Below are 13,775 nucleotides of genomic sequence, written 5' to 3'. Positions count from 1 at the left end.
GGTTGACTACAATTTACCATCAATTACAAAAATGTGCGTAAGTGCCTAGTTATCCACAATTTGAATGTGGATAACTAGAACATGAAGACCCATTTATCAAAAAATGTACACGAATTAGGTCCAAAACGCATTACTGAATCAACTTATCGAGCCCATTAGCCATTTATTTTAAGAACTATCTTGCCAAACTGTCGGCCGGAATCCATCTTTTTCATAGCCTCTTCGATCTCGTCGAGCGGTAAAACCTCATCCACCAAAGGCACAATTTTCTGCGTATCGACAAACGAAAGCATATCGGCAAACTCGCGTTCGGTACCCATCGTTGTCCCAAAGATAGACAGCTGTTTGAAAAATACTTTTGGTGGATTGATGTCGGTAATCGTTCCGGTTGTCCCGCCGAAGAAAGCGATTCGTCCGCCCGGTGCGGCCACATCAATCAATTTAGCAAAGCCTGGACCACCGGCACTATCAATTATAACATTGAAATAGCCATTTCGCCCGCCACCCGTCTGGCTCATGAGCGTTTTAGCCCAGTCTGGGTCACGGTAATTGATGCCACCAGAAGCGCCTAACGCCTTGGCCTTGGCCAGTTTCTCGTCAGAGCCCGATGTTACCCAAACTTCGGCGCCGACACCTACCGCAAACTGCAAAGCAAACAAAGCCGCTCCACCGCCAATACCGGTGATGAGTACCTTTTCGGGTGTGCCGGATGTATGCAGGGCAGCACGCGTCATAAGCGCCCGCCAGGCAGTCAGACCGGCCAATGGAAGTGCGGCTGCCTGCTCGACGGATAAATGCCCAGGCTTAGGATGAATATAGGTTTTACTCACGACTATGTATTCGGCAAAGGTGCCATTCGTGGGCATACCCAGAATTTGAAAATCAGGTCCGTAAAACTGTGGATTATCGCCCCAATACATGGCTGGATTAATGATAACGGCCTGCCCACGCCAGGCCGTATCCACGCCGTCGCCAACCTCCGTCACGATACCAGCGCCATCGGAACCCAGAATAGCGGGAAGTTTGATACCCGGATATAATCCCTGCTGAATAAATACATCCCGGTGATTCAAAGCCGCAGCGTCGATTTTTACAAGCACTTCTCCCGGCCCGGCAGTGGGCTTGGGAGCCTCAATACGTTGTACCGGCTGATTCTTTTCGGTAAGCAAAATTGCTTTCATGAGTTGACGCGTAAACTGGGAGATGAATGTAGAGCGAAATACCTCATTTTTGTGCATTAAACAACGCGAATCCGTATGATAACGTATCGAAAGGCCGGTATTGACGATATGGAGTCTATTGCCCAACTTCATAGTCTCAGCTGGCAGCAAAACTACAGGGGTATTTGGAGTGATGAATTTCTAGACGGTGCTGTTCTCGAAAACCGACGCCTGGTTTGGCAACAGCGCCTGAGTCAGCCAGCAGCGAATCAGCATGTTATTGTTGCGGAGTTTGGTCAATCAATTTGTGGATTCGCCTGCGTATACGTAGACCAAGATGCCATTTGGGGAACGTTACTCGATAATCTGCATGTTCTCAAAAGCCAGAAAGGGCAGGGAATTGGTACGCACCTTATCAAATCAGCCGCTCGGTGGGCAGCCTCCATTAATCCCGATTCGGGTTTTTATTTGTGGGTGTTGCCAGAAAATGCTGGTGCCCGAAAATTCTACGAAAAACTAGGGGCTATCAATCAGGAACTGGTTACTCTGGAAAGTCCAGACGGTAGCCCGTCAGATGCTTGCCGCTATGTCTGGCCGACCATAAATCTATTGTGTCAATAAACGACTACTCTTATCACGCATGATTCGTTTTTTCAACGAAGACGTTCCGTACAAACTTCTTCAGAAGCGGGTAATTTCTCAATGGCTGAAAAAGCAGGCCGTTCTGGAAGGCTTTACCATTGGCGACTTAAACTATATTTTTTGCTCCGACGAACACGTGCTACAGGTTAACCGGGATTATCTTCAGCACGATTATTACACCGACATCATCACCTTCGATCAGAGCGAAGAAGAGGATTTATTGGAAGGTGACATTTTTATCAGTGTCGATCGGGTTGCTGACAATGCCAGCCAACTAGCCATTGAACCGGAGCAGGAAATGCACCGGGTACTGGCCCACGGCATGTTGCATCTGTGCGGTTATGGCGATAAGACCGATGAAGAAGAGGTTCAGATGCGCCGGAAGGAAGATGAATGGCTGAAGGAACTTCAGCAACTGTTGGCCAAGAGCCAGTAACGACAGGCTCGGACTAACGAATCAAATTGAAATCGTTCAGCCTGCCGTCAGGCCACCATCCAGTTGAATGGCCTGACCAGTGCAGAAGGCGTTTTCGTCCGAGCAAAGCCATAAAATCGTCTGAGCGACCTCTTCCGGTTGCCCTAAGCGGCCCATAGGGATCATCCGGCGCATACGCTCTTCCATACCGGGTGCCGTCGTGATAAGCTCATCGACCATGGTGGAATGCGTATAAACCGGGCAAACGGCATTGATACGAATGTTTTGCCGCACGTATTCCAGGGCGGCTGTTTTGGTCAGGCCGATTACGGCGTGTTTGGCGGCACTATACAGGGCTCCCATCGGCATTCCCCGAACCCCTGCGATGCTGGACACATTCACGATTTTCCCGCTAGAGACGGCCCTGCTGGTCTTCGCTCTATCGGCTGCTTGCTGAACGAGCATTTGCCGAATCTGAGCCTGCATACCATAAAATACGCCCCCGACATTTACGGCCATCATTTGGTCGAAATCATTAGCGGTTTGCTCGACAATACGCCCATACCTGCCGCCAATACCTGCGTTATTAATGGCAATATCCAATCGGTCGAAGGCCTGAATAGTCTGTCTGATAGCCGATTCTATTTGGACAGTATCCGCTACATCACACGGCACAAACAGCGCTTCAGCACCCAGCGCTTGTAGTTGCGCGACGGTTTCCCGGCCACTCGCTTCATTTATCTCGGCAACAACTACACGGGCCTTGGCCGTAGCGAAAGCCCGTGCCGTAGCCCGTCCAATACCTGACCCAGCCCCCGTAATGAAGGTGACCTGGTTCGTAAAATCCGCCATGTTATTGTTCTCCTATCAACTGTAGTTCAGACCCAAATTAACGGTATTTTACAAGTAACCGACATTAATAAAGAACTTGTACTATCCATCCTCTAAGAAAAAGATTATCAAGATAGGCGGCCTGTAGCGCGCTCCTTAAGTAGCTAATGGCCCCTATTTTATAAATTTAATATTATCTTATTCTATGAACATTTTAGAGTATTAACCTATAACATACTGAATATCAAACATATACATAAACGTTCATTAGTATTTAAAATCGTTTACCAATTATTCAAAATCTCTATTTTCCTGATTGGCGTAGATATGAGCGTCCTGGTTGATAAACAGCCAGACGTTACACTTAACTAGTTATACTCAATGGAAAACGTTACAAATCGGCCTGAGACGACAACTTCAGAGGCCGCTGCCAGCCGTCGGTCGTTTCTGCGAGTGGCGGGAGCAGCAGCCGTAACCGGCGGCCTGCTAACAGCTTGCTCCAATGCGGATCAAACTTCTGTAGTACCTGCTAGTGGCGCTCGTGCCGCTGGCCCAATGGTATCATTACCTACGGGCGACAATGGTATTCTTGGCTTTGCTTACGTGCTCGAGCAGTTGGAGGCAGCTTTTTATGAGATGGTACTTGCCAAGCCATACCCAAACATGTCGTCGGCAGACCAAATGTTATGGACGGATATCCGTGGCCACGAAATCATTCACCGTGCCCTTTTCAAAGCAGCGGTCGGTGGTTTGGTACCACAATTGACATTTGACTTCTCAAGCATCGACTTCAACAGCCGGTCATCTGTATTAATTGCTGCTGAAGCGTTTGAGAAAGTGGGTGTAGGCGCTTATAACGGTGCTGGTAAATACATCAAAAATGCTGACTACCTAACGCTGGCGGGTAAAATTGTATCGGTTGAAACTCGTCACCATTCGATCCTTCGCGAATTGCAGTACCCTCATTCGGATGCATTTGCCGGGCCAACGATCGTTACGAGTGACACGGGCCTGCACCTTGCGTACGAGCCAACGTTTGTACTGCCGATCGCACAGAAATACATTTTTGAAACTCTCGACGCAAGCGCATTAGTAGCCAGCCTCGCCTAAACCACTCAACTCCAATGAACTTACAGAACATACTTAGCGAAATTGAGAAAGTGGATGGCGAGATCTTCGATCGCTTAGCACACGTCTCGCGTCGGGGTTTATTTAGCTCCCTGACGAAGAAAACCATTGCCGTAGCGGCACCAGCTGTCATGGCTTCTGCACTGACAACGGCTTATGGTCAGTCCAGTGCATTACCACAGGGCGTAAAAGATGTGCTCAACTTTGCGCTTACCCTGGAGTACCTCGAATACCGCTTTTACGACGCAGGCCGCAACCTGTCGATGATTCCGAACGATTATAGAGCTGCTTTCGAATTGATTCGTCAGCACGAGCAAGTGCACGTACGCTTGTTGAAATCCGTTCTTGGTGCTGACGCTGTAGCTGAACCCAAGTTTGACTTCACCGCAAAAGGTACGTTCAACGATGTATTCAGTAATTTTGCTACGTTCTCGGCCGTGGCTCAAACGCTGGAAGACACAGGCGTTCGCGCTTACAAAGGCCAGGCGGGTAACTTAATGCCAGCTCCCGCTATTCTACAGGTAGCTCTGCAAATTCACGCTACGGAAGCCGCTCACGCAGCAAACGTACGCTACATGCGGGGTCAGAAAGGATGGATCACGGGTGGCACAGCTGCTTTGCAAGGTCTTCCTCTGGTTGTAGAAGGCAATTATAAAGGTGAAGAAAACCTGGTGCAGGCTGGTGTAAATCTGGCTACGGCATTAGCTGGTGATTCTCGCGTCGACGCTAATATGGTGAGCCAGGCTTTTGACGAAATTCTTACCAAAGATGACGTACTCAAGCTTGTTACGCCTTTCCTGGCTTAACGAATGCAACTAGTTATTTAGTAAAAAAGCCGCTGACCATGTGATCAGCGGCTTTTTTACTAAATAACTGTTTCTTACAGGCCAAAGGCTGATAACGTTACGAACTCGTTTACGCGTCTTTTAATCTCTTCCTGCGTCAGGTTCATGATCCGTTCAGCGCCAAATTTTTCCACACAAAACGACGCCATAGCGGACCCATAAATGATAGCCCGCTTCATGTTATCGAATGAAATATCATCCGTTTTGGCCAGGTAGCCAATAAAGCCGCCCGCGAACGTATCGCCAGCTCCGGTTGGGTCGAATACTTCCTCAAGCGGCAACGCTGGAGCAAAGAAAATCTGATCGTCACTAAACAACAGAGCGCCATGCTCGCCTTTTTTAATGATGACGGTTTTAGGACCCATCGTCTTGATCTTTGCCGCAGCTTTTACCAACGAATACTCATGCGTAAGCTGGCGGGCTTCCTCATCGTTAACGACCAGTACATCGACCCGTTTAAGCAACGTCATCAAGTCCGGGTTGGCAATCTCGATCCAGAGGTTCATTGTGTCCAGCACGATCAGCTTGGGCCGCCTGGCCAAGCGTTCAATGACCATTTGCTGAATCGACGGCGCCGTATTTCCCAGCATCAGGTACGTACAGTCCTGGTACGATTCCGGGATTTTCGGATCAAAATCCTCCATTACGTTCAATTGTACCTCCACAGTATCGCGGGTATTCATATCGTTATGGTACTTACCCGACCAGAAGAATGTCTTCTCCCCCACCCGGATTTCTAGCCCGTCGGTATTGATACCGTGCTGATTGAGGTCATCAATCATAGACTGAGGGAAATCGTCGCCAACGACAGCAACCAGATTATTTTCCTTTGTGAAGTACGAAGCCGACAGGGTGATATAGGTGGCGGCTCCACCGATAATTTTGTCAGTTTTGCCGAACGGGGTTTCCAGCGCATCGAAAGCTACGGAACCAACGGTAAGTAAGCTCATTATTTTGGTTTAAAGTTTGTCGTTTGTTGTTTGATATAGTGATCCATTTTAACAACGAATCACCAACATCAACCTAAATATTACTTCTTCCGCCCAATAACGGGACAGCGTTTGAAGGGTTTGGTCTCGTCGAATAATTTACGGTAGGTGATGTGCGTCTTCACAATTTTCGAGCCTAACTGGCTCACAAACCGCACCATGATGGGATTAAAATCGCCTACCCAATTCATTTCCAGCTCCGTATACTGAAAGTTCGGGTTATTGTCGGCTTCGTGGGGCATTCGCAGGGCAATGGCGGCTTCAACGCCTTTTCCCTGATGCTCCGGTGCCACACCGAACACGACGCCAAACGCTTTGTGGTTGGTTTTCAGGAGGACATGCCACAAGAATATCAGCTTACCCAGTAAATTCAGCTTGCCATTTACATGTTTAAATACCTGATTGAGCTCGGGCAAACAGACAAAAAAAGCAACAGGTTCACCCTGATAGTAAGCAAAGTAAATAATTTTCTCATCGATTACCGGCTTCAGCTTCTGCATGAGTAGCTGCGCCTGAGCGGCCGACATTTCCTTTACCCCGCTATGGCCTCCCCAGGCTGCATTGTATATATGTCTGAACTGTTCAGCGGCTGCGGGCAATTGCTTTTTGTCGATCGTGCGGAAAGTGTAGTCCGGATTTTGGAAAATGCGCTGAGCCCGGTCTTTCACAGCCTGCGACATATCCACCAGTTTCGACCAGGTGGTCGGAATACCGAATGTGTATTGCTTAAAATAATCCTTGAATCCGTAATTCTCGAAGAAAGGAATGTAATAGGCTTTGGTATACGGCATGCAATAGTTAGGTTCCCTGTCGAACCCATCTACCAGCAGCCCCCACCAGCGATCACGGTCGCCAAAATTAATTGGCCCATCCATTGCTTCCATTCCGCGACTTTGCAGCCAGGCTTTTCCGGCGTCAAATAGCCGAAAAGCAGCCGTCTGATCTTCGATGCACTCAAAAAAACCCAAGCCCCCCGTGGGCTGATCATTGTCGAGGTTGGCAATTTCATGGTCGATGAAAGCCGCCACCCGGCCAATGGTTTCGGCGTTGTCGTTCAGCAATAGATACCGGACGCACTCGCCATGCTCGAAGCGTTTATTGCGCTCGGGATCGAACACTTCTTCGACGTCGGTATCCAGTGGCCTGATCCAGTTGGAGTCAGCCTGATAGAGACGTACGGGAAACTGAATGAATTCTTTCTTATATCGGGCGTTTTCGCCTACCTCAACTACCTGCATTTCAGAACCTGAACGCGTCTAATATCAAAACAAAAGGCGAATATAGCCAAAACCATCCGGGCTACCGTTTTCCAACGAACAATCCCTAACTTTGGGCACTCGTTTTACCTGTTCTGGGCCAACCCGCCAAACGAAGGATTCCCTTTCGTAAGTAGACAGGTAAAGATAGAAAGACTCTTCCTTCGTCGGATTGGGCGAATGGAAACATGACTAAAAATAGAATGCAGCCACTTCAGGTATACAATACCCTATCGCGCAAGAAAGAACTGTTTGAGGCCCTCAATGCTCCCTACGTGGGTATGTATGTCTGCGGCCCTACGGTTTACAACTATGTTCACCTGGGCAACGTCCGCACTTTTTTAACCTTCGACACGCTGTACCGGTACCTTACATTCATCGGCTACAAAGTACGCTATGTCCGCAACCTTACCGACGTCGGGCACCTGGTCGGTGATGGCGATGAGGGTGAAGATAAAATTGGCCGGATGGCCAAATTAGAGAAGGTTGAGCCTATGGAAATTGTGCAGCGCTTCACGAATGATTTTCATAATGTGATGGCGCAGTTCAATACCATTTCGCCCAGTATCGAACCAACAGCAACGGGCCACATGGTGGAGCAAATCGAAGCCGTTCAGAAATTGCTGGAAAATGGACTGGCCTATGAATCAAACGGCTCGGTTTATTTCAACATCGAAGAATACAACAGGCGGGGTGGTAATTACGGCAAATTGTCAGGTCGGATTCTGGACGACTTGCTAAATGAGACCCGCGAGTTGGACGGACAGTCAGAAAAGCGCAGTCCGCTTGATTTTGCCATCTGGAAGAATGCTTCTCCCGAGCACCTGATGCGCTGGAATTCCCCCTGGGGCGAAGGCTTCCCCGGCTGGCACCTGGAGTGTACCTGCATGAGTACGAAATACTTAGGTAAACAGTTCGATATTCACGGGGGCGGCATGGACTTAAAATTTCCCCACCACGAATGCGAAATTGCGCAGGGCGATGGGCTGACGGGAATTGACCCGGTTCGGTACTGGATGCACTCCAACATGCTGACCGTGAATGGGCAAAAAATGTCGAAGTCATTGGGGAATTCGTTTTTACCCTCGGAGCTTTTTGCGGGTAACCATTACCTGCTCGAACAGGCGTATAGCCCCATGACCGTGCGCTTCTTTATGCTGCAGTCGCACTACCGCAGCACGCTCGACTTCTCGAACGATGCCCTCAAGGCGGCTCAAAAAGGCTACCGGCGATTGGCCAATGGCTTGCGGGTTGTGAAAGCGATGACCTATCAAGCTGGTGACGGAGCTGTTGACAGCGCTAAACAGCAGGATATTCGGCAGGCTGTCCAACAGTTTTACGATGCGATGAATGATGACCTGAATACGGCCGTTGGCATTGCGCAGCTGTTCACTTTGCTGAAGTACATCAACATGCTTTACCTCAATCAGCTTCAGGCGTCGGCGCTGGGCGAAGAGGTTTTCAGTTTGCTGAAAGAGTCGTTCATCACGTTCATGCAGGATGTACTGGGTTTACTCGAAGAAGGAACCGACAACCAGCCCGTACTGGAAGGTTTGTTAACGCTCTATCGTGAATACAAAGAGCAGCGCCAATATGACAAGGTAGACCAGATTCGTTCGTACTTTAAAGCGCAAGGGCTGGCCATTAAAGACATGAAGCACCAGATTGACTGGGCCTACGAAGAGTAGCATCTGGGCCAAGCTCCAGCTTGGCCTGAGTGTAAAAATGACGGGCTAATCTGGAGACTGGCCCAGCCTTACTTGAATGACTAAATCATATTATTTTCTTATTCCAGCGTTGCTGCTGCTATCGGCGCAAGCCTGTCGAACGAAGCAATCACAAAGCGATGCCACGCAGACAACTGAACAACCGGCTACTGCTACCGTCTCGGCGCCATCATTTAATGCCGACTCCGCTTATAGTTACGTCGATCAGCAGGTAGCCTTTGGCCCACGGGTGCCCAATACCCCGGCTCATGTGCAGACGGGAAACTATCTGGCGGCCAAGCTCAAGCAGTTTGGTTGTGAGGTGACGGAGCAATCGTTTGTCGCGACCACCTGGGATGGCAAGAAATTGAACGCCCGCAACATTATTGGCAGCATCAACCCTAAAGCGACCAAACGTATTGTACTGGCCTCCCACTGGGATTCGCGCCCACATGCCGATCAGGATGCGGACGTAGCCGATCAAAAGAAACCTGTTATAGCGGCCAATGACGGAGCCAGTGGCGTCGGTGTTCTACTCGAACTAGCCCGTACCATTCAACAGAGCCAGCAAAAGCCAACCGTTGGTATCGACATTATCTTCTTCGACGCCGAAGACTGGGGCAATGGTGAAAAAGCCAGCAATGATTTTGAGAAAGAAAGCGGCAACCAGTTCGATTACATTGGTTTCTGCCTGGGCTCGCGTTACTGGGCCAAAAATCTTCATAAACCGGGTTACTCAGCCTATTACGGTATTTTGTTAGACATGGTTGGTGCAAAGGGAGCCACTTTTGCAAAAGAAGGACTTTCAATGCAATTCGCGCCGACGGTTGTTAACAACGTTTGGCAGACGGCCAGTCGGTCAGGGTACAGTCAGTATTTCGTTGATACGCCCGGCGGGCAAATCACCGATGATCACGTAGCGCCGAATACAATTGCCAAGATTCCGATGATTGACATTATTCACACGACTATTGGTACGGGTGGCTTTTTCCCCGCCTGGCATACCGCTGAAGATAACATGAGCAACATTGATCGGGCTACGCTCAAGGCAGTCGGTCAGACGCTGCTGCAGGTACTCTACAACGAGCAATAATGAATAACGAAAAGCCCCGAGTAATCGGGGCTTTTCTGGTCAATTGACAGACTATGAAATTCGTATATGTACTACTTGCAGCTGTTTTAATCAGTGGCTGTAATCCACCGCCTGACCAATTTGGCAAACTGAACCTGAAAAAATGGCGCGGAGATCGGGGCGGATGCAATGGCGTTCGGGGAACGCTCGAAGCCGACTTTAAAGCAGAAATTCAAAATCTAAAAGGCAAAACCGCGAATACGATTGGCGAATTACTCGGCCGACCCGATGTTAATCAAATTGCGGACCGGAATCAGAAATTCTACATTTATTTTCTTGCGAAAGGACCCCATTGCAACCAGCCTGGCGGCAAATCAATGAGCCGATCGGTGGCCATTCGCATGAGTGCTATTGGTCTGGCAACGGAAATTACGTTTCAGAACGGCATTCCGTGAGTAACACGGCCGGGCTGGTATTACAGATAAAACTTTTTCCGGGCAATCATTTCTTCGACCACATCTGGCACCATATACCGAATAGAGCGATTGGTACGGATACTCTCCCGAATAAACGTCGCTGAAATATCCAGCAGGGGCGCTTCAACCAGCCGGACGTTCGGGTGCGTTTTAAACGCACTCTCCTTACTTTTCGGTCGCGGATATACGTATAGGCCGTAGTATTCGAGAATTTTATCGTAGTTCTTCCAGTTAGCAAACTGCTCCAGATTATCTTCCCCCATAATCAGTCGGAATGTATGCTGTGGGTATTTCTCGCTAAGCCGTGTCAGCGTATCGATTGTATAGCTGGGCTTAGGCATCGAGAATTCGATGTTTGTTGCTTTCAGGCTACTATTGTCAGCAATGGCTCGTTCAACCATGTCCATGCGATCAAACTCGTGTAGCAGGCTTTTGGTCTTCTTAAAGGGGTTCTGGGGAGACACAACAAACCACACCTGCTGGAGATCGGTCGTCGTGGCCATTGTATTCGCAATAATCAGGTGACCGACGTGGATCGGATTGAAGGAGCCAAAGAATAAGCCGATGTTCATAAGCGTGTGGAGCGACAATAAGAAACAGTAATGGCTGGGTTATCAACACTTGCAACCCATCTACCACACGCTTACCATTCGCTCTTGATCCGGTTAAATTGTTATTCCTTTCTCCGGTACCTTGTTTTCGTTCACGAAATCGTCGACCAGTTTTTGAGCTTTCTGCAACGATGTCTCCAGGTCATCATTTACCAGAATAACGTCAAAACGGTCCTGAAAACTCATTTCAAAATGGACTTTAAAAAGCCGCTTGGACAGGCTTTCTTCGGTTTCGGAACCTCGCCCAATCAGACGCTGGCGAAGCGTCTCTTCATTCGGCACTTTCACGAAAACAGCTAAAGCCTTATCGCCATAGTATTCTTTCAATTTTAAGCCACCCTGTACGTCTACATCGAACAACACATGTTTTCCACTATCCCAAAGGCGCTGAATTTCAGACTTCAATGTGCCGTAGAAAGCACCCACGTATACTTCTTCCCATTCAACAAATTCATCTAGATCGATCTTGTGTTTGAATTCTTCCGGAGTCAGGAAGTAGTAATCTTTCCCATTTTCTTCGGCCCGGCCCCGACGGTCACGCGTGCAGGCCGAGATAGAGAACCCAAGATTCTCCTTTTCGGCTAGTAAATGTTTGACAATGGTCGTCTTGCCCGAACCAGAAGGGGCAGAAAAAATAATGAGTTTACCGTCCACGGTAGTACTGGATTGGATGGGTATATAATGAAATTGGGGTAATTAAGGGTGCCCGAAGCATGGCCCTAATTACCCCAATTGAACGCGTTTATTGCTTAACTGAACGTCAGAATTTTGGTTTTTATCCTTTCCACTAGTTGGTCGGGGCAACACTTCTTTTCTATTCGTTTTGTCAGTAATTCTTTGACCTCTTTTTCGAGGTGATACATTTGGATACACGGTTGGCAGGATACCAGATTTGCTTTCAATCGGGCGAGTTGCTGTTCTGTGGCTTCCCCATCCAAAATTAATTGGATCATCTTCAGGCAGTCAGCCTGGTGGCTGCAATGTTCTTTCATCTCGGGCTTTGCATCTGATGAAGATGAGGGTGACAATGACGTTTGCATTGGAAAAATTTAATTTATTCCAAGAATAATAATACCGTTAAGTTATTAGCAGAACCAATATAGAGTTATAAAAAGTTCGGTTTATTCTTCACTTTCTTCTTTATAACCCATTGAAGATGCGTAATCACGCAATTTTTCTTTTAAGAGGTTACGAGCTCGGTGCAAACGTGATCGTACTGTTCCTATTGGAATATCCAGGATTTTGGCCATTTCCTCATAAGTGAACCCTTCGATATCACAGAGAATAATAACCGTCCGGAAATCAACCGGCAACGAATTCAGAGCTGTTGCCACTTCATCGCCGATCAGATCAGAAACAGACTCGGCCCGGAGGTCAACTGTATGTTCAGATTCAGCATCTTCAGAGTTATAGGTCGTTTCAACGTCCTGATAATCTACCTTAGCTGGCTCTTTACTCTTTTTCCGATAATCGTTAATGAAGCTGTTCTTCAGAATCCGAAACAGCCATGCTTTGGCGTTAGTTCCTTGTTCAAAGGATGAAATAAACCGGAATGCCTTTAAATACGTATCCTGCACCAGATCATTGGCGTCGTCCTCATCGGTCGTCAGGCGAAAGGCAAAATTGTACATGGAGTCGATGTGGGGCATGAACTCCTTATTGAAAACCTGATATTTCTGTTCGTCCGTATACCGGCGAGCAGGGGTGTCAGCCGAGGGCTGTTCAACGGAATCTCCGTCTGGTAGCAATTGGTCTGGTCCATCCGGGCCGCCGTGGTCCGGCATTCCGGTGCGGTCCTGGTCATCGCGAGTTGGCGTATCTGACATAACTTCGGGTATAGTCGCCATAAAAGTAAGAGTAAATTGCCGTTTACCGTCGGCAGAACCCAACGAATTCAATAATTATGAAAACCAATTCGCCAGGCTTTGTCTGATGTTGACTGCAAAAATCAATCCTTTGTTCAAAAAAAAGGTTTATAACCAGGCACTATGACGATTTGGCAGTGAACGTTTCGACAGGTAGCAACGTTAAAGCCGGTCAACTGTCCCAACTAGGGAAGCAATCGACCGGCTTTACTTACTCAATTCTTTATTTTAAGCAGGTGTAACCTTAAAATAGCGCTTCAACCATGAATCGGCGGCCCGAATGCGCCAATCTGACAAAAGCTCGGCTTTTGTTTTGACCAGCGTGTTGAACACTATTGTGTCGGGTGTCAGTGTACCATCGGCTACAGCAGCTTTGAGCGCTAGTAAAGCAAATGCCTGAACAGATCCATTCGCTGCCTGTATAGCTACGCTGCGATCAAAAAAGTCAGCCGCTATCTGTCGACCAACTTCCTGCACCGTACGTACTGAAGCGTCGATCGAACAACCGCTTGGCAAGGTATAGTCCTCATCGACACCAACAATCACAAACCGATTCTCAACCACTTTCGCCGACGCCAGCAGTGGCTGTCCATGAGCTGCCCATTGACCCAAAGCCGACTGTAATGATTCATTTATCGTATTTACCTCGCCATCTGATAAAAGGCGGTTTGCCTGATATACCCACACGCGGGCCTTGTCAGACAATTTATCAAAATCAATATACATAGCTAAATGGATGTATGATTTGCGGAAAATATAGCCTATATCACCTATCAGAC

The 13,775-nt window shown here is 48.2% G+C and carries 15 protein-coding genes; 7 read left to right on the top strand and 8 right to left on the bottom strand.

Features of this window, described 5'->3' with window-relative positions; all coding sequences use genetic code 11:
* Positions 1-155 precede the first annotated feature (155 nt).
* On the bottom strand, positions 156-1,181 hold the full coding sequence (locus tag ACYU8Y_RS08665) for a quinone oxidoreductase family protein (protein WP_460936223.1): 1,026 nt from the start codon (positions 1,179-1,181) through the stop codon (positions 156-158).
* Between the two features lie 75 nt (positions 1,182-1,256).
* On the opposite strand from ACYU8Y_RS08665, the gene ACYU8Y_RS08660 reads away from it, so the two are divergent.
* Together ACYU8Y_RS08660 and ybeY are read left to right on the top strand one after the other, a co-directional pair.
* Positions 1,257-1,781: a GNAT family N-acetyltransferase gene (locus ACYU8Y_RS08660; RefSeq protein ID WP_460936221.1), complete on the top strand. Its 525-nt coding sequence runs from the start codon at positions 1,257-1,259 to the stop codon at positions 1,779-1,781.
* A gap of 19 nt (positions 1,782-1,800) precedes the next feature.
* Complete coding sequence (gene ybeY / locus ACYU8Y_RS08655) at positions 1,801-2,238, top strand: rRNA maturation RNase YbeY (protein WP_460936219.1); 438 nt, start codon at positions 1,801-1,803, stop codon at positions 2,236-2,238.
* Positions 2,239-2,274: 36 nt separating this feature from the next.
* Here ybeY and ACYU8Y_RS08650 read toward each other — a convergent pair whose 3' ends face one another.
* Positions 2,275-3,069, bottom strand: coding sequence for a glucose 1-dehydrogenase (locus ACYU8Y_RS08650; protein ID WP_460936217.1), 795 nt, complete (start codon positions 3,067-3,069; stop codon positions 2,275-2,277).
* A 360-nt stretch (positions 3,070-3,429) separates the two neighbouring features.
* Here ACYU8Y_RS08650 and ACYU8Y_RS08645 point away from each other — a divergent pair, with 360 nt between their 5' ends.
* Both ACYU8Y_RS08645 and ACYU8Y_RS08640 read left to right on the top strand, forming a co-directional pair.
* Entirely contained in the window at positions 3,430-4,158 is a 729-nt protein-coding gene (locus ACYU8Y_RS08645; RefSeq protein ID WP_460936215.1) for a ferritin-like domain-containing protein, read from the top strand.
* A 14-nt stretch (positions 4,159-4,172) separates the two neighbouring features.
* Positions 4,173-4,982, top strand: coding sequence for a ferritin-like domain-containing protein (locus tag ACYU8Y_RS08640; RefSeq protein WP_460936213.1), 810 nt, complete (start codon positions 4,173-4,175; stop codon positions 4,980-4,982).
* Between the two features lie 74 nt (positions 4,983-5,056).
* Here the strand turns inward: ACYU8Y_RS08640 and ACYU8Y_RS08635 are convergent, their stop codons facing one another.
* On the bottom strand, positions 5,057-5,971 hold the full coding sequence (locus tag ACYU8Y_RS08635; RefSeq protein WP_460936211.1) for a PfkB family carbohydrate kinase: 915 nt from the start codon (positions 5,969-5,971) through the stop codon (positions 5,057-5,059).
* 80 nt (positions 5,972-6,051) lie between these two features.
* The gene (locus ACYU8Y_RS08630; protein WP_460936209.1) at positions 6,052-7,248 is read right to left on the bottom strand and encodes a hypothetical protein; all 1,197 of its coding nucleotides are present in this window, start codon (positions 7,246-7,248) and stop codon (positions 6,052-6,054) included.
* Between the two features lie 221 nt (positions 7,249-7,469).
* On the opposite strand from ACYU8Y_RS08630, the gene cysS reads away from it, so the two are divergent.
* The 3 genes from cysS to ACYU8Y_RS08615 all read left to right on the top strand — a co-directional run bounded on the left by cysS (position 7,470) and on the right by ACYU8Y_RS08615 (position 10,499).
* Entirely contained in the window at positions 7,470-8,954 is a 1,485-nt protein-coding gene (gene cysS, locus ACYU8Y_RS08625) for a cysteine--tRNA ligase (RefSeq protein WP_460938999.1), read from the top strand.
* A 76-nt stretch (positions 8,955-9,030) separates the two neighbouring features.
* Entirely contained in the window at positions 9,031-10,065 is a 1,035-nt protein-coding gene (locus tag ACYU8Y_RS08620) for a M28 family peptidase (protein WP_460936207.1), read from the top strand.
* Positions 10,066-10,118: 53 nt separating this feature from the next.
* On the top strand, positions 10,119-10,499 hold the full coding sequence (locus ACYU8Y_RS08615; RefSeq protein WP_460936205.1) for a hypothetical protein: 381 nt from the start codon (positions 10,119-10,121) through the stop codon (positions 10,497-10,499).
* A gap of 20 nt (positions 10,500-10,519) precedes the next feature.
* Here the strand turns inward: ACYU8Y_RS08615 and nadD are convergent, their stop codons facing one another.
* The 4 genes from nadD to ACYU8Y_RS08595 form a co-directional block, all read right to left on the bottom strand.
* Positions 10,520-11,092 carry a nicotinate (nicotinamide) nucleotide adenylyltransferase gene (gene nadD / locus ACYU8Y_RS08610; RefSeq protein WP_460936203.1) on the bottom strand — a complete coding sequence of 191 codons (573 nt, stop codon included), beginning with the start codon at positions 11,090-11,092 and terminating at the stop codon, positions 10,520-10,522.
* Between the two features lie 93 nt (positions 11,093-11,185).
* A complete protein-coding gene (gmk, locus tag ACYU8Y_RS08605) occupies positions 11,186-11,785 on the bottom strand; it encodes a guanylate kinase (RefSeq protein WP_460936201.1) in 600 nt (199 codons plus the stop codon).
* A 467-nt stretch (positions 11,786-12,252) separates the two neighbouring features.
* Positions 12,253-12,957: a sigma-70 family RNA polymerase sigma factor gene (locus tag ACYU8Y_RS08600; protein WP_460938997.1), complete on the bottom strand. Its 705-nt coding sequence runs from the start codon at positions 12,955-12,957 to the stop codon at positions 12,253-12,255.
* A 267-nt stretch (positions 12,958-13,224) separates the two neighbouring features.
* Entirely contained in the window at positions 13,225-13,722 is a 498-nt protein-coding gene (locus tag ACYU8Y_RS08595; RefSeq protein ID WP_460936199.1) for a hypothetical protein, read from the bottom strand.
* Positions 13,723-13,775 lie beyond the last annotated feature (53 nt).

This window comes from Spirosoma humi (assembly GCF_054776575.1).
Note: the sequence above shows the minus strand (reverse complement) of the source record. Positions and strands in the feature narration are given on the sequence as shown.